At 69.3% G+C, this 21,111-nt stretch carries 14 protein-coding genes; 7 read left to right on the plus strand and 7 right to left on the minus strand.

What is annotated here, in order from left to right; all coding sequences use genetic code 11:
• The first annotated feature begins 117 nt into the window (after positions 1 to 117).
• Positions 118 to 2,931 (plus strand): ABC transporter substrate-binding protein, encoded by a 2,814-nt coding sequence (locus ABZ348_RS21675; RefSeq protein WP_358935415.1) that lies wholly within the window; start codon positions 118 to 120, stop codon positions 2,929 to 2,931.
• A gap of 243 nt (positions 2,932 to 3,174) precedes the next feature.
• Here the strand turns inward: ABZ348_RS21675 and ABZ348_RS21680 are convergent, their stop codons facing one another.
• Entirely contained in the window at positions 3,175 to 4,569 is a 1,395-nt protein-coding gene (locus ABZ348_RS21680; RefSeq protein ID WP_358935417.1) for a cation:dicarboxylase symporter family transporter, read from the minus strand.
• Between the two features lie 289 nt (positions 4,570 to 4,858).
• Here ABZ348_RS21680 and ABZ348_RS21685 point away from each other — a divergent pair, with 289 nt between their 5' ends.
• Positions 4,859 to 6,679, plus strand: coding sequence for an ATP-binding protein (locus tag ABZ348_RS21685; protein ID WP_358935419.1), 1,821 nt, complete (start codon positions 4,859 to 4,861; stop codon positions 6,677 to 6,679).
• Positions 6,676 to 7,368, plus strand: coding sequence for a response regulator (locus ABZ348_RS21690; RefSeq protein WP_358935421.1), 693 nt, complete (start codon positions 6,676 to 6,678; stop codon positions 7,366 to 7,368). The genes ABZ348_RS21685 and ABZ348_RS21690 overlap by 4 nt, the downstream gene beginning before the upstream one ends.
• A gap of 41 nt (positions 7,369 to 7,409) precedes the next feature.
• Here the strand turns inward: ABZ348_RS21690 and ABZ348_RS21695 are convergent, their stop codons facing one another.
• On the minus strand, positions 7,410 to 8,435 hold the full coding sequence (locus ABZ348_RS21695; RefSeq protein WP_358935422.1) for an ATP-dependent 6-phosphofructokinase: 1,026 nt from the start codon (positions 8,433 to 8,435) through the stop codon (positions 7,410 to 7,412).
• Between the two features lie 400 nt (positions 8,436 to 8,835).
• Here ABZ348_RS21695 and pta point away from each other — a divergent pair, with 400 nt between their 5' ends.
• The 3 genes from pta to pyk all read left to right on the plus strand — a co-directional run bounded on the left by pta (position 8,836) and on the right by pyk (position 13,689).
• Positions 8,836 to 10,935, plus strand: coding sequence for a phosphate acetyltransferase (gene pta, locus ABZ348_RS21700; RefSeq protein WP_358935424.1), 2,100 nt, complete (start codon positions 8,836 to 8,838; stop codon positions 10,933 to 10,935).
• Positions 10,936 to 10,973: 38 nt separating this feature from the next.
• On the plus strand, positions 10,974 to 12,191 hold the full coding sequence (locus ABZ348_RS21705) for an acetate kinase (protein WP_358935426.1): 1,218 nt from the start codon (positions 10,974 to 10,976) through the stop codon (positions 12,189 to 12,191).
• A gap of 73 nt (positions 12,192 to 12,264) precedes the next feature.
• A complete protein-coding gene (pyk, locus tag ABZ348_RS21710; protein WP_358935428.1) occupies positions 12,265 to 13,689 on the plus strand; it encodes a pyruvate kinase in 1,425 nt (474 codons plus the stop codon).
• Between the two features lie 134 nt (positions 13,690 to 13,823).
• On the opposite strand, the gene ABZ348_RS21715 is transcribed toward pyk, so the two are convergent.
• The 4 genes from ABZ348_RS21715 to ABZ348_RS21730 form a co-directional block, all read right to left on the minus strand.
• A complete protein-coding gene (locus tag ABZ348_RS21715) occupies positions 13,824 to 15,362 on the minus strand; it encodes a hypothetical protein (RefSeq protein ID WP_358935430.1) in 1,539 nt (512 codons plus the stop codon).
• Positions 15,352 to 15,942 (minus strand): DUF6114 domain-containing protein, encoded by a 591-nt coding sequence (locus ABZ348_RS21720; protein ID WP_358935432.1) that lies wholly within the window; start codon positions 15,940 to 15,942, stop codon positions 15,352 to 15,354. The genes ABZ348_RS21715 and ABZ348_RS21720 overlap by 11 nt, the downstream gene beginning before the upstream one ends.
• 171 nt (positions 15,943 to 16,113) lie before the next feature.
• On the minus strand, positions 16,114 to 16,758 hold the full coding sequence (locus ABZ348_RS21725) for a DUF6230 family protein (RefSeq protein WP_358935434.1): 645 nt from the start codon (positions 16,756 to 16,758) through the stop codon (positions 16,114 to 16,116).
• A 659-nt stretch (positions 16,759 to 17,417) separates the two neighbouring features.
• Complete coding sequence (locus ABZ348_RS21730) at positions 17,418 to 18,389, minus strand: tetratricopeptide repeat protein (protein WP_358935435.1); 972 nt, start codon at positions 18,387 to 18,389, stop codon at positions 17,418 to 17,420.
• 256 nt (positions 18,390 to 18,645) lie between these two features.
• Between ABZ348_RS21730 and ABZ348_RS21735 the strand changes: the two genes are divergently transcribed.
• Entirely contained in the window at positions 18,646 to 19,296 is a 651-nt protein-coding gene (locus tag ABZ348_RS21735) for a TetR/AcrR family transcriptional regulator (RefSeq protein ID WP_358935492.1), read from the plus strand.
• 96 nt (positions 19,297 to 19,392) lie between these two features.
• Here ABZ348_RS21735 and ABZ348_RS21740 read toward each other — a convergent pair whose 3' ends face one another.
• On the minus strand, positions 19,393 to 21,093 hold the full coding sequence (locus ABZ348_RS21740) for a methylmalonyl-CoA mutase family protein (protein ID WP_358935437.1): 1,701 nt from the start codon (positions 21,091 to 21,093) through the stop codon (positions 19,393 to 19,395).
• Between the last annotated feature and the right edge of the window lie 18 nt (positions 21,094 to 21,111).

Below are 21,111 nucleotides of genomic sequence, written 5' to 3' on the forward strand. Positions count from 1 at the left end.
TCCCTGCTCGGTGGGCGCCAGCCCGCTAGCTTCATGTCCGGCCCATACGAACGGGGGTAGGCCGTGCCACAAGGTGATCGTGAACCACCGCCGAAGTGCCCTGGCGGGCACCTCGGCATGTCGACCGGTGCCGGTGTCGAGGTACAGAAGAGACTGGAAGTCCTGATCCAGGACTTCCGCACCAGTGATCCACCCATGCCCGTCGTCGTGCTGCACGCGGAGGACAGCACCGACGACGACCAAGTCGTCAATCTGGTCGAGGAGTTGCACCGGGGGCAGGACGCCCACGGCACCCGCTGCGCGGTGGTGCCCACCACCCAGGAGGGACCCACCGAGGTCCGCAGGGCCGCGGCCCTGGTCCGTGATCTCGCGGACCCCAAACGGTGGAACGGCCAGCGCTCGGTCTACCGACGCTACGCCTTCCCGCGGCTGCGGTTGGTGCGCGCCATCGAGGACGCCGTCGGAGAACTCGGACCCGGCTGGCAGACGGCCACCGGGGCCGGCACGGGACGACCCGATCCGGCGCAACGGCTGCTCGACCAACTCGCCAAGCAGCGCTGGCGCCCCAAGAGCTCCCGCCGGTGGAACCCCGGGCCGGCCCAACTGGACATGGCCCATATCCTCCCGGCGAGTCTCGTCGCCGGCCTGGCGGCCCTGCTCGCCCGCAGTCACTGGTCCGTGGCGCTCGCGTCCGGCATCGGGCTCCTGGTCCTGCTGGTGCTGCTCGACAACGTGCTGCCGGGCCGTGCGCCCATCTTCCTGTGGCTGCGCAGGGAGAGCCGCTGGTTCATGACCACGACCTTCCTCCGGGCGGCGTCCCGCGGTCGACCGACCGATGTCTCGCTGCTGCGACCCGTCCGGTCCTGGAAGGCGATCGCGGCCCGCGCCCAGGACGTGGCCGAGGCGCTCCAGGACGGGGACGACTTCCAGCTCCAGCTGTACGTGCTGGCCCTCTTTGAGGATCTGCGGGACAACCACCGCCGCTGGAGTTGGGATCTGCGCGGTCTCAAACGGCACCGACCGCCGATGCTGTTCCTGCCCGAGGCCAGCGCGGACAACGGCGGCGTCGAGCTCATCAAGGCCGTGAGCGACGTCCGCAGCCGACGCAGCGAACTCGACCCTCTCCTGATCGTCGCCGCCGTCCGGGGCGCCGAGGTGTCCCGCCTCCAGCGCAGTGTGATCACCCAGCCGGGTGGGACGCTGTGGATCTGGTACCAGGAGTGGACCCGCAACCTGCGCGCCGGGCAGTCTCCCAGCCGGGAGCTGGGCGAGCTGCCCTGGGTGCTGAAGGTGCCCCTGCCCGGGGCACGGCTGGGGCCGCTCGCCGATGGCCAACTGCCGTGCGTACGGGCGAACACCCGACCCACCGCCGCCCGGGTGGTGTGGTCGCTGCACGCGCTCGTCCTGGTGCTGCTGCTGCTCGTGGCGGGGCTGTGGATGCGTGCGGACGACCTCCAGGACCGGTACTGCTCGGCTTCCGTCCTCACGGCAAACCGCGACACCCGACGCGCATCCGTACCCGACGAGCCGACGGAGTGCATAGGAGTCGCCACCGGGGGCGTGCGGTTCGCCGACTGGCTACCGGACGGGAAGTCGTCCGAACACAAGCCCGGTGCGCCCTGGACCCTGCCCTGGCTGGAGAGCCGCATCGACGAACAGAACCGCAAGGTCCTCGACAAGCACCGCAAGAACTACCTCACCGTCATCTACGCGGGGCCCCTCAGCTATGACGAGGACCGCGGCTCCTCGCCGGTGAAGGGAATCGAGGAACTGGCGGGGGTCCATCTGGCCCAGCGGGTCATCAACGACACCTTTCCGGTGAAGCTGCGGGTCCTCATCGCCAACGGGGGCGTAGATCTGCGGCACCAGAAGGACATGGCCAAGACCATCGCCGACTATGCCGCCGGGGATCCGTCCGTGGTCGGGGTGATCGGGACCGGGCGCGATCTGAAGACCAGTGCCGCGACCAACAAGACGCTCCAGGACGCGGGCCTGCCCGTGGTGTCGGGTACCAACTCCGCCACCTATCTGCCGCAGCAGTTCGCCAACTGGTTCAGTCTGGCCGCGACCGACGAGTGGCAGGTCCAGCAACTCGGCCTGGTGGCAGCCCAGTTGCGTGATGCCGGTCAGACCCAACACGCGCTGGTGCTGGCCCGTGACACCAGCGAATCGGATGACCTCTACACCGACGAGCAGGCCAAGTACGGGGCACAGATGCTGCGCCAGAAGGGCTTCACCATGCTGCCGCAGCAGCGCTACGAGCTCCATGAGGGCAAACCGGAGCTCCGAGAGCCCGTGGATGCGTTCTGCAAGGGTCCCGACGTGCCCTCGGTGATCTACTTCGCCGGCCGGGTCGAGGACATCGACCCCATGATGGACCTGCTCGCGACCTCGCCGACCTGCGCCCAGCGCAACATCTCCATCCTCACGGGCGACGACCTGTCGAAGGCCAAGTTCACCCAGGGCACGGACGGGGTGGCCCCGAAGGTGACGCTCTATCACGCAGCCCTGGCCGAGTTGGAGAAGGCGGCGGCGCTGACGTCGTTCTACAAGGACGCGGCGGAGTACCTGCCGGGGTTGGGCGAGAGGCCCTCGTTCACGACGGCCGCCCTGTCCAGCGGTCAGACCGCGCTGGCCCACGACGCGACCCGCGCCCTCTACTGGGCCGCCACCCGTGCCCGCGACGGTGACCCCAATCGGGCCGCGACCTGGGTGAACCTCCGTACGGTCAAGCTGAGCGGGCTGGCCACCGGCACGATCGACTTCACCGGGGCGCCGCTGTACGGCGACCGCAGCGGACACAGCGTGGCACTGAAGGAGGTGCGGAGCACGGCCGACGGGACCCCGCAGCCGAGGGTGTTGTGCAGCCGGGTCGCGGGGGATGCGCGGCCGCTCACCCAGGAGGAGTGTGCGATCAGCCCGCCCGGGTGAGGGGCGGCACCACCGAAGGGATCAGGGGCCGGGGCCCGCTGGTGTCCGGGAACTCCGGATGGCAGCGGGCCCTGTTCGTGAGTCGGGGCGAGGGGCGTTGCCGGAACGGACCACGGCCCGCCCTTCGCCGTGGGGGAAGCGAAGGACGGGCCGAGCGGGGGGAATCGGTACGCATGTGCCCCGGGGGAACGGAGTTCAATCAGAGGCGTTCCGGTTGTGTGGGTCGTATGGCGTGATCGTGCTTCACACCTTCGCCGCGGTGTCCTCGTCGACCCGGGAGCGCGGCAGGGAGGAGTCCTTGCTCAGGTCGACTTCGTGCGGTGCCACGGGGTCGCCGTGGCCGTCGTCGAGCAAGGTCTTCTCATCGAACGGAATCCGGCCGGCCAGCACCGCATCGACCCGCTCCCGGTCGATCTCCTTGGTCCAGGTGCCGACCAGGACGGTCGCCACCGCGTTGCCGGCGAAGTTGGTCAGTGCACGGGCCTCGCTCATGAAGCGGTCGATACCCACGATCAGTCCGACGCCGTCGACCAGTTCGGGCCGGTGCGACTGGAGGCCGCCCGCCAGCGTCGCCAGACCGGCACCCGTGACTCCTGCCGCACCCTTCGAGGCGATGATCATGAAGATCAGCAGGGAGATCTGCTCGGATGCGCTCAGCGGGTCGCCCATCGCATGGGCGATGAAGAGGGAGGCCATCGTCAGATAGATCGCGGTGCCGTCGAGGTTGAAGGAGTAGCCCGTGGGGACGGTGATGCCGACCACCGGCTTGCTGACACCCATGTGCTCCATCTTGGCGATCAGCCGCGGCAGCGCCGACTCCGACGACGAGGTGGAGAGGATCAGCAAGAACTCACGGCCGAGGTACTTGAGCAGGGAGAGCAGATTGACGCCCGAGACCAGTTTCAGCAGTGCGCCCAGGACGACGAAGACGAACAGCGCACAGGTGACGTAGAAGCCGATCATGATCACGGCGAGGGACTTCAGCGCGTCCAGTCCGGTCTCGCCGACCACCGCGGCGATCGCGCCGAACGCGCCCACCGGGGCGACCCACATGATCATGGCGAGGATGCGGAACACCAGTCGCTGGATGTGTCCGATGCCCCGGAGCACGGGCTCACCCGCGGCGCCCATCGCCTGGAGGGCGAATCCGGCGAGCAGCGCGACCAGCAGGGTCTGGAGCACTTCGCCCTCGGTGAAGGCGGAGACCAGGGTGGTGGGGATGACGCCGAGGAGGAAGTCCGCGGTGGACTCGCCGCCCGCGCCTTCCGCCTGCTTCTCCCCCGCCTCGCGCGTCGCTTCGGTCAGCTGGAGTCCGGAGCCGGGCTCCAGCAGGTTGCCGACGAGCAGACCGATGGCGAGCGCCACCGTGGACATGACGATGAAGTAGCCGAGCGCCAGACCGCCGACCGCACCGACCTTGGCCGCCTTGCGCACCGATCCGATGCCCAGGACGATCGTGCAGAAGATGACCGGGGAGATCATCATCTTGATGAGGTTCACGAACCCCGTGCCGATCGGCTTCAGTTCGACGGCGACTCCGGGGGCCACGAAGCCCACCGTCACACCGAGGACCACCGCCACGATGACGGCGATGTACAGATAGTGCGTTCGGTCCCGCCTGCCGGCCACTGCTGCCACGGGGTGCCTCCTTCGAACCGTGGGCGCCCGTGCGCCCCGCACGGATCTCCGCGACTATCCAACAGACTGTGACCCGGGTCACCGTTGCGTGCTTTTCGTTCACGAGGCCCCGCATCCGGTCCCTCGGCACGTCGATCCCCCGTGCACCATCCGCCCGCTGGGCGCGCGCTGTTGGCCGCCCGCCGCGCCGGGGCGCGTTCACCCGGCCCGGCGCCCGGGCGGTCCATCCGTACGCCGATGCGCACCTGCGGCGTGCGGTCACCTCCGGGCCGCCGGGCAGACTGACCCCATGCGCCTACCCCGTCCCCGCAGCCTCGCGGGACAGCTCTTCGCGATGCAGGTCGTCCTGGTCGCCGCCATCGTGGCGGGGTGCGCCCTGTTCGCGTACGTCACCGATCGACGGCAGGCGGAGGAGACCGCGCGCCTCCAGTCCACGGCGACGGCGACGGCGGTGGCCCGCTCGCCGTGGGTGATCGCCGCGACCCGTACGGACGATCCGACGGCGACACTCCAGCCGTACACGGAGGAGCTGCGACGGATCGCCGGTGTCAACTTCGTGGTCATCATGGCCCCCGACGGCACCCGCTGGACCCATCCCGAATCCGATCAGATAGGGCGGAAGTACCTCGGGCACATCGACCGCCCGCTCCAGGGGGAGATCTTCAGCGAGAAGCACCTGGGCGTACTCGGCGCCTCCGTGCGCACCGTGGTCCCGGTCTACGACGGGGGCAGGATCACCGGGCTGGTCAGCGCCGGCATCACCATCTCGCGCATCAGCGAACAGATGCGCGAACAGGTGACCGGGCTACTGGGGGTGGCGGGCGGAGCGTTGGCGCTCGGCGGGGTGGGGACGTACGTCATCAACGCCCGGTTGCGGCGCCACACCCACGGGATGAACGCCGCCGAACTCAGCCGCCTCCACGACTACCACCAAGCCACCCTGCACGCGGTACGGGAGGGGCTGCTGATGCTCGACGGGCGGCGCAGGGTGGCCCTCGTCAATGACGGCGCGCGGGAACTGCTGGGGCTGCCGGCGGACGCGGTGGGGCGTTCGATCGCGGACCTGGGTCTGCCGAAGGCACTGACCGGAGCCCTGTTGGCCTCCGAGCCCCGGGTGGACGAAGTCCATCTGACCGACGAACGGATCATCGTGGTGAACACCAGCCCCGTGGTGGGGGGAGAGCAGCGCGGCACCGTGATCACCCTGCGCGACCACACCGAACTCCAGTCCCTGTCTGGCGAGTTGGACTCCGAACGCGGTTTCAGTCAGGCACTGCGCTCCCAGGCGCACGAGGCAGCCAACCGGCTGCACACCGTCGTCTCGCTGATCGAACTCGGGCGCACGGAGCAGGCGCTCGCCTTCGCCACGGCGGAGTTGGAGTTGGCCCAGGTGCTCACCGACCGGGTGGTGGCCGCGGTCGGCGAACCGGTGCTCGCGGCCCTGTTGTTGGGCAAGGCGGCGCAGGCGAACGAACGGGGGGTGGAGTTGGTGTTGGCGACGGACAGCCGCATCGACGACGGCGTGCTGCCGCCGTCGCTGGCGGCCCGTGATCTGGTGACGATCCTCGGCAATCTCATCGACAACGCCGTGGACGCGGCGTCCGACGCAGCCGCCGTACGGAACCGAACGTCGGAGTGGGGCGGAAGCGGTACGAACAACACCAACCCCACGGACCATGACGGGTGCGGCGAGCAGGAGCCTGCGGCGCTGCTCCCATCGGCCCGCGCGCCCCGGGAGGGTGTCGCCGGGCCCCCCGCCACGGAACTCGACACGGACCCCGCCACGGAACTCGACACGGACCCCGCCACGGAACTCCATGCCGACCCCGCCGCGGAACCGGCGCGGGCACGCGTCACCGTGCGGGCCCTCGCCGATGAGGGCGAACTGTTGATCCAGGTGTACGACACCGGAGCGGGCATCTCCCCGGAGCGCACGGACGACGTGTTCCGCCGCGGCTGGTCGACCCACGGCTCAGGCCGGGGGCTCGGTCTCGCGCTCGTCCGACAGGCCGTGCACCGCAGCGCGGGCACGGTGGAGTTGGTGCCGGGCCCTGACGGCGGCGCCCAGTTCACCGTGCGGTTGCCGCTTCGACAGGAGGTGTCGCGATGAGTGAGCCTTCGGGGCCCATCAGGGTGCTGGTGGTCGAGGACGACCCGGTGGCGGCCGATGCCCACGCCCTGTACGTGGGGCGCGTCCCCGGCTTCACGGTGGCCGGGGTCGCCCACTCCCGGACGGCCGCCGTCCGCGCCCTGGAGCGGACTCCGGTCGATCTGTTGCTGCTGGACCTCTACCTCCCGGACGGCCACGGGCTGCACCTCGTGCGGTCGCTGCGGGCGGCGGGGCACGCGGTCGACGTCATCGCGGTCACGTCGGCACGCGACCTGGCCGTGGTGCGCGAGGGCGTGTCGCTGGGGGTGGTCCAGTACGTGCTGAAACCATTCACCTTTGCCACGCTGCGCGAGCGGCTCGCCCGGTACGCGGAGTTCCGTGCGGCGGCCGGGGAGGCGAGCAGCCAGGACGAGGTGGATCGGGCGCTCGCTCCGCTGAGGGCGCCCGAGCGGGGCTCCCTGCCGAAGGGGCTGAGCGGCCCGACGCTGGACGCCGTCACCCGTGCGCTGCGGGAATCGCCGGTGGGGATGACCGCGTCCGAGGTGGGCAGCGCGGTGGGCATCTCGCGGATCACTGCCCGCCGCTATCTGGAGCACCTGGTCAAGGGGGAGCGGGCGGCGCGGAGTCCGCAGTACGGGCAGATCGGCCGGCCCGAACTCCAGTACCGCTGGCTGCGCACCGGACGCTGACCCTTGCGTCCCCCACCGCCGCGGACTGCCGTCGGGCGGGCTCAGAACACGGATTCGGCCTCGTACATCCGGTCCAGCGGGACCGTCTTGAGCCGCGTGACCGCGTCCGCCAGCGGAGCCATCACCACCTCGGTGCCGCGCAGCGACGTCATCCGACCGAACTCGCCACGGTGCGCAGCCTCCACGGCGTGCCAACCGAATCGGGTCGCGAGGACACGGTCGTACGCCGTCGGCACTCCCCCGCGCTGTACGTGTCCCAGGATGACCGGCTTGGCCTCCTTGCCGAGCCGGTACTCCAACTCGGCCGCCAGTCTGTTGCCGATGCCCTGGAAACGCTCGTGGCCGTACTGGTCGATCTCGCCCTTGCCGTAGTCCATCGACCCCTCGGCGGGGTGTGCGCCCTCGGCGACGCAGATGACGGCGAACTTCTTGCCCCGCGCGAACCGTTCCTCGACCATCTTCACCAGGTCGGCGACCTCGAAGGGCCGCTCGGGCAGACAGATGCCGTGCGCGCCGCCGGCCATGCCGGACTCCAGGGCGATCCAGCCCGCGTGCCGGCCCATCACCTCGACGACCATCACGCGCTGATGGGATTCGGCGGTGGTCTTCAGCCGGTCGATGGCCTCGGTGGCGACCGTGACCGCGGTGTCGAAGCCGAAGGTGCGGTCGGTGGCGGAGATATCGTTGTCGATGGTCTTCGGGACGCCCACGACGGGCATTCCGGCGTCGGCGAGCATCCGCGAGGCGGTGAGTGTGCCCTCGCCGCCGATCGGGATCAGTACGTCTATGCCGTACCTGCGCTGCAACTCCCCGCAGTTCTCGGCGGCTTCGCGCAGTCGGGAGCGCTCCAGCCGGGCCGAGCCGAGGATGGTGCCCCCACGTGCCAGGATGCCGCTGACGGCATTGAGGTCGAGGGGTCGGTAGTGGCCGTCGAGCAGCCCCTTGAAGCCGTCTTCAAAGCCGATGACCTCGTCGCCGTGACCCGTCAGGGCCCGGTGCACGACTGACCGGATCACAGCGTTCAGTCCGGGGCAGTCGCCCCCTGCGGTGAGAACTCCGATGCGCATCGTGCTGTGTCTCCTGCTCGGTCAGTGGTGCCAGGGTGACAGGTGATCCAGGAATGAATTGTTTCACGCGCCCGGCAGCTACGCCTTCCATTGCCCTTTATCTGCGACTACCCCCTTCCGACCGGCAACAACGTCAAGAAGTGCGCTTCGCGGGCCCCGACAGGCCCCCGAGAACGCCTCTCCGAGGGCGTCCGCGCGCCTTTTCTCGACCTCTCGACCCGGCAGGCGCTCTAGCCACACTCGGAGGTATTGTCAAGAGGGAAAAGCCGCCCTCCAGCGGTTTTTTTGTACGAGCGTTTGTACGAGCTTGGGTACGAGCCGCCACCGGGGCAGCCGTACGGGAGCCGGCGGAGGGCACGGCCGGTACGGGCATGGGCGAGCAAGGACGGGAGAGCTACGCGTGACGCGCAGCGTGTATGTGACCGGGATCGATCGCGGCGACGGCCGCCAGGTGGTCGAACTGGGGGTCATGGAGCTCCTCACCCGGCAAGTGGACCGCGTCGGCGTCTTCCGCCCGCTGGTGCACGACGGCCCCGATCGGCTGTTCGAGCTACTGCGGGCGCGCTACCGGCTCTCCCAGGACCCGACGACCGTCTACGGCATGGACTACCACCAGGCGTCGACCCTCCAGGCCGAGCAGGGCACCGACGAACTCGTCTCCCGACTGGTGGAGCGGTTCCACCAGGTCGCCCGGGAGTACGAGGTGGTGCTCGTCCTCGGCACCGACTTCGCCGACACACAGTTCCCCGACGAACTCGCGATCAACGCCCGGCTCGCCAACGAGTTCGGCGCCTCCGTGATCCCCGTGGTCGGCGGCCGGGGCCAGACCGCCGAGTCCGTCCGCGCGGAGGCGCGCAACGCCCACCGCGCCTACGGGGCCCTCGGCGCCGAAGTGCTCGCCATGGTCGTCAACCGGGTCGCACCCGATGACCGCGCGGTCATAGCCGAGCGTCTGGCCGCCCGGCTGCCCGTCCCCTGTTACGTCCTGCCCGACGAGCCGGCGCTCGCCGCCCCCACGGTCGCCCAGATCACCCATGCCCTGGGCGGCACGGTGCTGCTCGGGGACGATTCGGGACTGGCCCGGGACGCGCTCGGCTTCGTCTTCGGCGGGGCCATGCTGCCGAACTTCCTCAAGGCCCTGACCCCCGGCTGCATGGTGGTGACCCCGGGCGACCGCGCCGACCTGGTCGTCGGTGCGCTCGCCGCGCACTCCGCGGGCACCCCACCGATCGCGGGGGTGCTGCTCACCCTGAACGAGCGCCCGAGCGAAGGAATCCTCACCCTGGCCTCCCGGCTCGCCCCAGGAACCCCGGTGATCTCCGTCCCCGGCACCAGCTGGCCCACGGCGGCGGAGCTGTTCGGACTCGAAGGCAAGCTCAACGCGACCACGCCCCGTAAGGCGGAGACGGCGCTCGGCCTCTTCGAGCGCCATGTGAACACCGGCGAACTGCTGGAGCGGCTCGCGGTCGCCCGCAGCGGCCACGTCACACCGATGATGTTCGAGCACGAGCTGTTGGAGCAGGCGCGGGCCGACCGCCGTCGCGTGGTGCTGCCCGAGGGCAGCGAGGAGCGCGTGCTCCGCGCGGCCGATGTGCTGATGCGCCGGGACGTCTGCGATCTGACCCTGCTCGGCGATCTGGAAGTCATCCGGAAGAAGGCCGCCGACCTCGGGATCGACCTCGGCGACGTCCAGCTGATCGACCCCAACACCTCCGAGCTGCGCCAGCCCTTCGCCGAGCGCTACGCGGAGCTGCGGGCCCACAAGGGCGTATCGGTGGAGTTGGCGTACGACGTCGTGGCGGACGTGAACTACTTCGGCACCCTGATGGTGCAGGAAGGATTCGCCGATGGGATGGTCTCGGGGTCCGTCCACTCCACCGCCGCCACCATCCGCCCCGCCTTCGAGATCATCAAGACCAAGCCCGACGCTTCGATCGTCTCCTCGGTGTTCTTCATGTGCCTGGCCGACAAGGTGCTCGTGTACGGCGACTGCGCCGTCAACCCCGACCCCGACGCGGAGCAGCTCGCGGACATCGCCGTCCAGTCGGCGGCCACTGCGGCCCGCTTCGGCGTGGACCCGCGGATCGCGATGCTCTCGTACTCCACCGGTACCTCGGGCTCGGGTGCGGACGTGGACAAGGTGCGGGAGGCCACCGAGCGGGTCCGCGGCTCGCACCCGGAGCTGAGGATCGAGGGCCCCATCCAGTACGACGCGGCCGTCGAACCGAGCGTCGCCGCGACCAAGCTGCCGGACTCCGAGGTGGCGGGCCGGGCGACCGTGCTGATCTTCCCGGACCTCAACACCGGCAACAACACCTACAAGGCCGTCCAGCGCTCCGCGGGTGCGGTGGCCGTGGGCCCGGTCCTCCAGGGACTGCGCAAGCCGGTGAACGACCTGTCCCGCGGCGCGCTGGTCAGCGACATCGTGAACACCGTCGCCATCACCGCCATCCAGGCCCAGCCGGACCCCGCCACCAGCGGCCGGACCACGTCCGCATGAACCCGCCCACCGCAGCCTCCCTCCGCGAAGAGAGCCCCATGACCGCCACCCGCGTACTCGTCCTCAACTCCGGCTCCTCGTCGCTCAAGTACCAACTGCTCGACATGGGCGACGGCGCGCGGCTCGCGGTCGGACTGGTGGAGCGCATCGGCGAGCAGTCATCACGGCTGGTGCACACCCCCCTGGGTACGGGGGGTGAGCCGCGGGAGCGCACCGGTCCCGTCGCCGACCACGCGGCGGCGCTGCAAGCCGTCGCCGAGGAACTCGCGTCCGACGGCCTCGGCCTCGACTCCCCCGAACTCGCGGCGATCGGCCACCGTGTGGTGCACGGCGGGTCGAGGTTCAGCGAGCCGACCGTCGTCGACGACGAGGTGCTCGCCGAGATCGAGCGGCTGATCCCCGTGGCGCCGCTGCACAATCCGGCGAACGTCACGGGCATCCGCACGGCCCGGGAACTGCGGCCGGACCTGCCGCAGGTGGCCGTCTTCGACACGGCGTTCCACACGACCATGCCGGAATCGGCCGCCCGCTACGCCATTGATGTGGAGACGGCCGACGCGCACCGCATCCGCCGGTACGGTTTCCACGGGACCTCGCACGCCTACGTCTCCCGGGAGACGGCGAAGCTGCTGGGCAAGGCGCCCGAGGACATCAATGTGATCGTGCTGCACCTCGGCAACGGCGCGTCCGCCTCGGCGGTCGCGGGTGGCCGGTGCGTGGACACCTCCATGGGGCTCACCCCGCTGGAGGGCCTGGTGATGGGGACGCGTTCGGGCGATATCGACCCGGCCGTGACATTCCACCTCAAGCGGGTCGCGGGAATGTCCACCGATGAGATCGATGTACTGCTCAACAAGAAGAGCGGGTTGGTGGGACTGTGCGGCGACAACGACATGCGGGAGATCCGCCGACGGATCGACGCAGGAGATCGGAGCGCGCTGCTCGCATTCGAGATCTACATCCACCGGTTGAAGAAGTACATCGGTGCGTACTACGCGGTGCTCGGCCGGGTCGACGCGGTCGTCTTCACCGCCGGGGTGGGCGAGAACGCAGCGCCGGTGAGGGCCGCTGCCATGGCTGGCCTGGAAGAACTCGGTCTCGCCCTGGACGCGGCACGCAACGAGGAGCGCTCGGGCGAGGCCCGTGTCATCTCGGCGCCGTACGCCCGGGTGACGGTGGCCGTGGTGCCCACGGACGAAGAGTTGGAAATCGCCCGTCAGACCTTCGCATTGGTGGGCGGAAATCCGCCCGACTGAGCACCCCCGCGCCCATGTGTTCTTTTCACCAGCCGAAATATTCCGAGTCGAAACAAACCGATAGGATCGCCTTATGCGCCGTTCCAAAATCGTCTGCACACTGGGCCCCGCCGTCGACTCGTACGAGCAGCTGAAAGCTCTCATCGAAGCCGGTATGAACGTGGCCCGTTTCAACATGAGCCACGGGTCCCACGCCGAGCACGAGGAGCGGTACCACCGCGTCCGCAAGGCCGCCGAGGACACCGGCCGCGCACTGGGCGTGCTCGCCGACCTCCAGGGCCCGAAGATCCGTCTGGAGACCTTCGCCGAGGGTCCGGTGGAGCTGGTCCGGGGGGACGAGTTCACCATCACCACCGAGGACGTGGACGGCGACAAGTCCATCTGCGGCACCACGTACAAGGGCCTGCCGGGCGACGTCTCCAAGGGCGACCAGATCCTGATCAACGACGGCAACGTCGAACTGCGGGTCGTCGAGGTCGAGGGTCCCCGTGTGAAGACGATCGTCGTCGAGGGCGGTGTGATCTCCGACCACAAGGGCATCAACCTGCCCGGCGCCGCCGTCAACGTCCCCGCGCTGTCCGAGAAGGACATCGACGACCTCAAGTTCGCGCTCCGGATGGGCTGCGACCTGGTGGCCCTCTCGTTCGTCCGTGACGCCCATGACGTCAAGGACGTCCACAAGGTCATGGACGAGGTCGGGCGCCGGGTGCCGGTCATCGCCAAGGTCGAGAAGCCGCAGGCCGTCGCCAACATGGAGGACGTCGTCATGGCGTTCGACGGCGTGATGGTCGCCCGAGGCGACCTGGCGGTGGAGTACCCGCTGGAGAGGGTCCCGATGGTGCAGAAGCGGCTGATCGAGCTGTGCCGCCGCAACGCCAAGCCGGTGATCGTGGCGACCCAGATGATGGAGTCGATGATCACCAACTCCCGTCCCACGCGCGCCGAGGCGTCCGACGTCGCCAATGCGATCCTGGACGGCGCGGACGCGGTGATGCTCTCCGCCGAGTCCTCCGTGGGCGCCTACCCGATCGAGACCGTCAAGACGATGTCGAAGATCGTGACCGCGGCCGAGGACGAGTTGATGTCCAAGGGCCTCCAGCCCCTGGTGCCCGGCAAGAAGCCGCGTACGCAGGGCGGTTCGGTGGCCCGGGCGGCGTGCGAGATCGCGGACTTCCTGGACGGCAAGGCCCTGATCGCCTTCACCAAGTCCGGTGACACCGCCCGCAGGCTCTCCCGCTACCGCGCCTGTCAGCCCATCCTGGCCTTCACCACCGAGGTCGCCACCCGCAACCAGCTCGCGCTGAGCTGGGGCGTGGAGGCGTTCGTGGTGCCGCACGTGCACAACACCGATGCCATGGTGGAGTTGGTGGACGCGGAGCTGCTGAAGCTCCAGCGCCACAACGAGGGCGACACGATGATCATCACGGCCGGTTCGCCCCCCGGAGTGCCCGGCACCACCAACATGGTGCGCGTCCATCACCTGGGCGGCCAGAGCTGACGCCTGCCGGTCATCTCACAGGGCCGCGCCCCTCCCGCAATCGTCGGAGGAGCGCGGCCCTCCGCACACCCGGTGGGGACCCCGTGGATCCGGCGCCGCCCGATGCGACCGCGGGGGCAGCAGCGTCAGCCGCGTCAATCGTTGTCCTCGGTCACGTAGTTGCGCAGACCCGGGACGGTCAGCGTGCCGCCGAACTGGCCCGCCTGCACCACCGTGACATCGGTGAACACGGCGAAGGGGACGTCGAGCGGCGGTGGGGTCCGCGGGCTGAACGTGACCGGGATGATGCCGAACAGGTTCCCCTTCAGGGACTCCGTGTACATCGTCACGGTGCCCTGCCGGATCGTCGAGGTCGAGCCTTCCCTGGCCTTCACGTGCATCGTGCTGTCCCCCGGATACCGGGCGGACTGGTGGAGGTCCTTGATGTCCACGCCCGACGCCGTGAACTTCAGCGCCTTCTTGGTGCTGCCGTCGCTGGTCCGCACCTCGACGATGCCGTGGTACTTCAGTCCCCGTAGGGTCAGCACGGAACTCCGCAGCTCCCAGGGGTGTTCGGGCAGCAGGGGGAGACCCGGCTCCAACGCGGCTGCTGCGAGGGCCTCGGGATCGGCGGTGGGACAGGGGAAGCGCGGTTTCGCTCCATCCGGGACGTCATCGTCCTTCTTCGGATCGAGCCCCTTGACCTCCTCGTCCAACTCCTCGACGGCGGCGCCGGCTTGCTCGGCCGCCTCTTTGATGGCTTCCTTCGTCGGGTCGGCGGTGGGCTCGGGGCGCTTGTCCTGATCCGGGCGGTGGGCACCTTCCGACGCACCGCTGTCGGCGCCGTCCGACTCATCCGGCTCATCCGGCTCATCCGGCGCATTCGGCTCGTCGGACTCACCGGCTTGGTCGGCGGGCTGCTCCTCGGAATCGTTGTCGGAATCGCCGTCGGACTGGGCACCGCTCTCGTCGCCCGGCTTCCGGTCGGGTTTTCCGGCGGGCTTCCCGGCGGGGTTCTTGGCCGGCTTCCCGTTCGGGTCGTGGGCGGTGGGCCGGTCGGAAGGTTTCTCCTCGTCGTCCGCCGACCCCTTCGGCGGAGGCTTTCCGAGCCCCTCGATGAGGTCCTTGACGGCGTCGCCCACGCCCAGGGGATCCACCGGATTCCGGGTCCTGGACGGGGACGGGTGCGCGGTCGGCGTGGACGGGGACCCGGCGGCCAACTGCCCGCCGCCCGGCCGGTCCTGAGCGGAGGGGGAGGCACCGGGGCGGGCGTCTTCGCTGCCGCCGCTGTCGCCGCTGTCCTCGTCGTCTGACTCGTCGGCACCATCGGTTCCGTCGGGACTCCCGGACGGCCGGGACGGCCGCGGTGACGCGGACGGAGAGGCGGACGGAGAGGCAGAAAGGGACGGAGTGGGCTCGGGAGGCGCCTCGGTCGGCTCCACCGGTTGTTCCGAACGGGTGATGCAGGGCCCGGGCGCGAAAGGGATCTCCTTGTCGTCCGCCAGGGCCAGCCGGGGGGTGAGCCCCATGCCCACCAGGACCGCGGTCGGCATCGCGGCCAGGGCCATCGCCTTGCCCGCGGGTAGATGGAGTTTGGTCAGCAGGGACTTGCGTGGAGCCGCATGGCGGGGGCCCTTCCTGGCCCGCGCGCCGTCGCCCTCGGGGGGCGTCAGCGGCGAGATGTCACCCGGCACTCTTCCTCCCGCCGTTGGTTTCGGTGGTGGTCTCGGGCGTGCCCGACGCGGCCGGGACCGCGGCACCCCACTCCCCCGGCTCGACGGAGGACTCCGCGGTGGGAGGGGTGACTTCGGCTTCGGCGCGGTCGTCGACGGCTCCGTCGCTGGTGGCGCCTTCGGTGGCCGGGGGCAGTGGCGCGCCCGGCATCCACGAGATGGAGAGCGCACCTCCGACCAAGGCGAAGAGGAATCCGAACACGAAGCCGCCGATGTTGGCCACCGGCAGGGAGACCAGTGCCAGGATGATCGCCGCGACCCCGGCGAAGACCCGGACGATCGCGTGGAACCACATCGTCAGACCGAGCGTGACCAGCAGCACGCCGATGATCAACGAACCTGCGCCGGCCGTGGTGGACATGGCGATGGTCAGATTGCCGAGTCGGACGTCGGCGTAGGGGAAGTAGGCGATCGGAACGCCACCGAGCATGGTGAACAGCCCTGCCCAGAAAGGTCGTTGTCCCCGCCAGTTGCTGAACCGCCGCCGTAGGACGCGGAGGAGGTGCTCATCGTGCCCGGTGGCCATGGACTCGGCGCTCATGGAAAACAGCTCCCTGCTAGCGGTCGTGCGGTGAGATGGGGAGGACGGACGGGGGCGACGGCGAGGGGCCGACGCTCCCGCCCGTGCACGGCGTGCCGGGCCCGCTGGGGTCATCTCCTCTGGATCCTGCTGCGCACGCTCCCTGATCCAGCCTGATCCAGAGGGTTCTTCCTAGCCGGGGAAGCACTCCTTGGTGCCCTTGTGCAGTTTCAACTTGAGACCGCTGAGCTTGAAGGTGCCCGCCGTGGTGGCCCACGCCTTCTGCTTGACGTCGGTCAGCGTCGCCAGATCGGCGCGCTGGGCGAAGCCGTGCGGGTTCACCTTCTCCTCGGTGCCCGGCTGGATGCCCGGCGCGCCGAGGGAGCCGGCGGCCACCCCGATGTCGATGTTGCTGAACTCGGCGTCCGCTTCCAGGTAGGAGACGTCGAGGTAGAGGTCCTTGGCGGTGACCGGATTATCGGGATCGGTGCCCGCGGTCAACTCAAGGCTGACGTTGCCGATGAACGGCACCTTCGGGGTGACCACCGATTGACACATGTTGGTGATGGTCGCCCTGCTGAAACCGGACACCGCGACCGGCTCCGCGAACGAGTTGCCTTCCAGGTTCTTGCCCGATGCGACACTGCCGTACTGAACGAAGTCGTGACCGACGAGCGAGTCGGCCGTGACCTTGAACTCCTGGCCGGAAATGCTGAATGACGCGGCGAGCGCTCCTTGGGCCAGACCGATGCCGATGGCGGCCGTTGCGGCCACGCTCGGCACCATGACAAGGGCGAACCGCTTCCATCTGGTTTTGCCACGAGCCAGAGACTCCATGACTTTCCTCCTTCTCGGACGTACATCCGAGGATCGGACCGCGAGGTCCGTCCTGAGATGGGAGAAGTGCTTACGTCCTCGGGGAGGAGAGCGCCGTACCGTCCGGCGCGTAGTGCGTCCGAAGCACCGGCGATCACCCCCGAGCGACAACCACTGGTCGCGCCTGATGCCTCACGCACAACCTGATTCAGACAGGCCCCGCCCGATGGCGGGAACCCCCCTGTCCGCGACCGGAGTTGAGGCCGGCCGGCTCGGTGGGGACCCAAGACGCGTCACACGGCTGGAGACCGGGCGTTGCGGTGTTTGGACCGAGCGACGCCGATCGTGGTGCATTCCTCGCCCAGACACAAGGGGGCTCGTTACTGGCTAGTAACGGGTCGATGCCGGGGGTATGGCCGACTGCTTTCGCCCGGCCACACAGGGTGCCGCAGATCGCCCCACCAGATGCCGAAATCGAGGCCGATAGGGGGACAGAAGAATTCAGTCGCTTTACTGCGAGTAACAGGTCGCCGGTTTACCAAGTTTTGGTAAAGGGCGGCGACTAGTAGGCATCGCGTCAACAAAAGCGGCGGTGGCGCTCCCAGAACGCCACCGCCGTCGACTTCATCGCGCACCGGGGCCGGACGGACCCCCGCGGGCACGGATCGGCCAGGTCAGGATCAGAAAAGGACCCGGGCCAGGGCCGAGCGGGCGGCCGTGACCCGCGGGTCATCCGGCCCGATCACCTCGAAGAGCTTCAGCAGGCGCACCCGTACGACATCGCGGTCCTCGCCCGCGGTGCGTCGAACGGTCTCGACGAGCCGCCCGAAGGCGTCCTCCACATGGCCGCCGACGAGGTCGAGATCGGCGGCGTCGATCTGCGCCTCGGCATCGGCGGGATCGCTCGCCGCCCTGTCGCGCACCTTCTGCGGATCCATGTCGGCGACCCTGCGCAGCAGTTCGGCCTGGGCCAGACCGAGCTTCGCCTCCGAGTTGCCGGGGTCATCGGCCAGCACATTGCGGTACGCCTGCACGGCGCCGCCGAAGTCTCCGGCGTCCAGCGCCTGCACGGCGGCTTCCAGCAGGGCGTCATAGGGACCGACCGGCACCGGGGCCGGGCCGGCGGCAGCCGGTGCCGCATCGGAGTCGACCACGATCCCGGTCAGCCCGAAGCGCTCCTCGCCGACCTGGATCAGCTGATCCAGCGTCTGCCGGATCTGCTCCTCGGGTGCGGCTCCCTGGAAGAGCGGCAGCGCCTGCCCGGCGACCACCGCGAAAACGGCTGGAATGCCCTGGATGCCGAACTGCTGCATCAGCATCTGATTTGCGTCAACGTCCACCTTGGCCAGGACGAACCGGCCGTTGTACTCCAGCGCGAGACGTTCCAGCAGCGGGCTGAGCTGCTTGCACGGCTGGCACCACTCGGCCCAGAAGTCGAGGACGACGGGGACGACGGCGGACTGCTGGAGCACATCGCGCTCGAAGCCCGCTTCGTCGACGTCGATCACCAGACTGGACGGGGGCACCGCGCCCCCTCCGCCTTGGCGGGCGGCCTCAGCACGGGCCTGCTCCGCCTTGGCCTTGGCCTCGTTGGCCGCCTTCACCGCGGCGAGGTCGACGACGCCGCTCATGGACATGTTCCTAGGCTGCATGAGTACATCCTCCCCCGTCCGCGCGCGCAAACGAAAAGTACGGACCTTTAGACCGTACGAACCCATGGACGCAGGTACTGCACATGGCTCAAACTGTTCGGCGCGGGGTCCCCACCCGTGCGCCAGTGGCTGTCGCGGAGCGGCTCAGCGCTTTCGCTACGACCCGTAGCGTATCTGTTCGACTTCCGTTCCGTCGCCTCCCGCGTGTGAGATTCCTCCGGTGAACTGGCTCACACCAAAGCGCTTACCCGCCGGTATGGTCGCCGTCATGTGCAGCCGTCCCCGCCCCACATCAGTACGGACCGGTCATATGGGACGCCCTCGCAGCACCGAGGCCGATGTCGCCATCCTCGAAGCGACCCGGGCGGCACTCGTCGAGCTGGGCTGGTCAAAACTGACCATGGGCGATGTCGCAGCCCGCGCCAAAGTGGCCAAGACCACGCTCTACCGCCGCTGGGCGGGCAAGAGCGAACTGGTGATCGACGCCGTGGCCGTGCTCTTCGACGAACTCGAACTACCCGACCGCGGCAGCCTGATGGCCGATGTGGAGGGAGTGGTGTTGCAGTTCGCGAAGCTGCTGGAACGCCCGGAGACCAGGACGGCGCTGATGGCCGTGGTGGCGGAGTCCACCCGGGACGAGGCACTGCGGGGCCGGATCCGTTCCGCCATCGTGGACCGGCAGAAGTGCCTGGTGCTTGAGGGCAGGGCCCGGGCGCAGGCGCGCGGCGAACTGCCCTACGAGGACGACGCCGAAGCCGCCGCGCGCAACGCCGATCTGATCTTCGACGTGATCGCCGGGGCCGTCGTCCACCGGACCCTAGTCAGCGCGGAGCCGGTCGACGAGGCATGGGCGCACAGCTTCACCACCCTGCTGCTCTCAGGGTTGACCTCCCTGCGCAAGGGCTGACGCCAGGACCGGACCTGGTACGAGGACGTCAAGCGCGGCACGCACGGCGCCGGGCGGGGGCACCCGGTCGCCGTACGCATCCCGCAGGTGAGCCCGTCAGAACCCGGGCGGCTCGGTGTACGTGCCCCACTCGTCCCGCAGGGCGTCGCAGATCTCGCCCAGCGTGGCCTCGGCCCGTACCGCTTCCAGCATCGGCCCGATCATGTTCGAACCGTCCCGGGCCGCCGTGAGCATCGCCTCCAGGCAGTCGCGCACGACGGTGTCGTCGCGCCGGGACCTGCGCTCCGCGAGGACCTGCACCTGGTCGCGCTCCACCTCGTGGCTGACCCGCAGGATCTCCAGATCACCGGTGACCGAGCCATGGTGGACGTTGACGCCGACGACCCGCTTGTCGCCCTTCTCCAGGGACCGCTGGTAGCGGAAGGCCGATTCGGCGATCTCCCCGGTGAACCAGCCATCCTCGATGCCGCGCAGGATGCCGGAGGTCATGGGCCCGATGGGGTGCTGCCCATCGGGGTGGGCGAGTCGACCGCGGTCCTTGATCCGTTCGAAAACCTTCTCGGCCTCGGCCTCGATCCGATCGGTGAGCTGCTCCACGTACCAGGAGCCGCCGAGCGGGTCGGCCACATTGGCGACGCCGGTCTCCTCCATCAGCACCTGTTGGGTGCGCAGGGCGATTTCGGCGGCCTGGGCGCTGGGCAGCGCGAGTGTCTCGTCGAGGGCGTTGGTGTGCAGCGAGTTGGTGCCGCCGAGCACCGCGGACAGCGCCTCCACTGCGGTGCGCACGACGTTGTTGTACGGCTGCTGGGCGGTGAGCGAGACGCCGGCGGTCTGCGTGTGGAAGCGCAGCCACTGGGCCTTGTCCGTCCGCGCCCCGTAGACCTCGCGCATCCATCGCGCCCAGATCCGCCGGGCTGCGCGGAACTTGGCGATCTCCTCGAAGAAGTCGAGGTGGGCGTCGAAGAAGAAGGAGAGCCCGGGGGCGAAGGTGTCCACGTCCAGCCCGCGGCTGAGCCCGAGTTCCACGTATCCGAAGCCGTCGGCGAGCGTGTACGCCAACTCCTGCGCGGCCGTCGCCCCTGCCTCGCGGATGTGGTACCCGGAGACGGAGAGCGGCTTGTACGCGGGGATGTCCCGGGCGCAGTGCTCCATCAGGTCGCCGATGAGCCGCAGATGGGGTTCGGGCTGGAAGAGCCATTCCTTCTGGGCGATGTACTCCTTGAAGATGTCGGTCTGGAGCGTGCCGTTCAGCACGGCCGGATCGACGCCCTGCCGCTCGGCGGCGACCAGGTACATGCAGAAGACGGGCACGGCCGGGCCGCTGATGGTCATGGACGTGGTGACGTCACCGAGGGGGATGTCCCGGAACAGCACCTCCATGTCGGCCGCGGAGTCGATGGCGACCCCGCAGTGACCGACCTCGCCGAGCGCGCGGGGGTCGTCCGAGTCCCGTCCCATGAGGGTGGGCATGTCGAAGGCGACGGAGAGACCACCTCCGCCCGCGGCGAGGATCATCTTGTACCGCTCGTTGGTCTGCTCGGCGTTCCCGAAGCCGGCGAACTGCCGGATCGTCCAGGTGCGACCGCGGTAGCCGGTCGGGTGCAGACCTCGGGTGAAGGGGTACTCACCGGGCCAGCCGATCCGGTCGAATCCCTCGTACGTGTCTCCGGGGCGGGGTCCGTAAACAGGCTCCACGGGGTCTCCGGAGAGCGTGCTGAAGTCGGCATCCCGCTTCCGGGCCTTGTCGTAGCGGGCCTGCCAGCGTCGGCGGCCTTGCTCGATGGCGTCAGCGTCCATACATTCAATTTACTAGGA

This window comes from Streptomyces sp. NPDC005963 (genome assembly GCF_040638655.1).
In the GTDB taxonomy this organism is placed as follows: domain Bacteria; phylum Actinomycetota; class Actinomycetes; order Streptomycetales; family Streptomycetaceae; genus Streptomyces.

Excerpts from the sequence above, each read along its gene's own strand:
- ABZ348_RS21725 (WP_358935434.1), bottom strand. The coding sequence starts at position 16,758 with ATGGAGTCTCTGGCTCGTGGCAAAACCAGATGGAAGCGGTTCGCCCTT.
- pyk (WP_358935428.1), top strand. The coding sequence starts at position 12,265 with ATGCGCCGTTCCAAAATCGTCTGCACACTGGGCCCCGCCGTCGACTCG.
- ABZ348_RS21690 (WP_358935421.1), top strand. The coding sequence starts at position 6,676 with ATGAGTGAGCCTTCGGGGCCCATCAGGGTGCTGGTGGTCGAGGACGAC.
- ABZ348_RS21720 (WP_358935432.1), bottom strand. The coding sequence starts at position 15,942 with ATGAGCGCCGAGTCCATGGCCACCGGGCACGATGAGCACCTCCTCCGC.
- ABZ348_RS21740 (WP_358935437.1), bottom strand. The coding sequence starts at position 21,093 with ATGGACGCTGACGCCATCGAGCAAGGCCGCCGACGCTGGCAGGCCCGC.
- ABZ348_RS21695 (WP_358935422.1), bottom strand. The coding sequence starts at position 8,435 with ATGCGCATCGGAGTTCTCACCGCAGGGGGCGACTGCCCCGGACTGAAC.
- ABZ348_RS21735 (WP_358935492.1), top strand. The coding sequence starts at position 18,646 with ATGGTCGCCGTCATGTGCAGCCGTCCCCGCCCCACATCAGTACGGACC.
- ABZ348_RS21675 (WP_358935415.1), top strand. The coding sequence starts at position 118 with ATGTCGACCGGTGCCGGTGTCGAGGTACAGAAGAGACTGGAAGTCCTG.
- ABZ348_RS21685 (WP_358935419.1), top strand. The coding sequence starts at position 4,859 with ATGCGCCTACCCCGTCCCCGCAGCCTCGCGGGACAGCTCTTCGCGATG.
- ABZ348_RS21730 (WP_358935435.1), bottom strand. The coding sequence starts at position 18,389 with ATGCAGCCTAGGAACATGTCCATGAGCGGCGTCGTCGACCTCGCCGCG.
- ABZ348_RS21705 (WP_358935426.1), top strand. The coding sequence starts at position 10,974 with ATGACCGCCACCCGCGTACTCGTCCTCAACTCCGGCTCCTCGTCGCTC.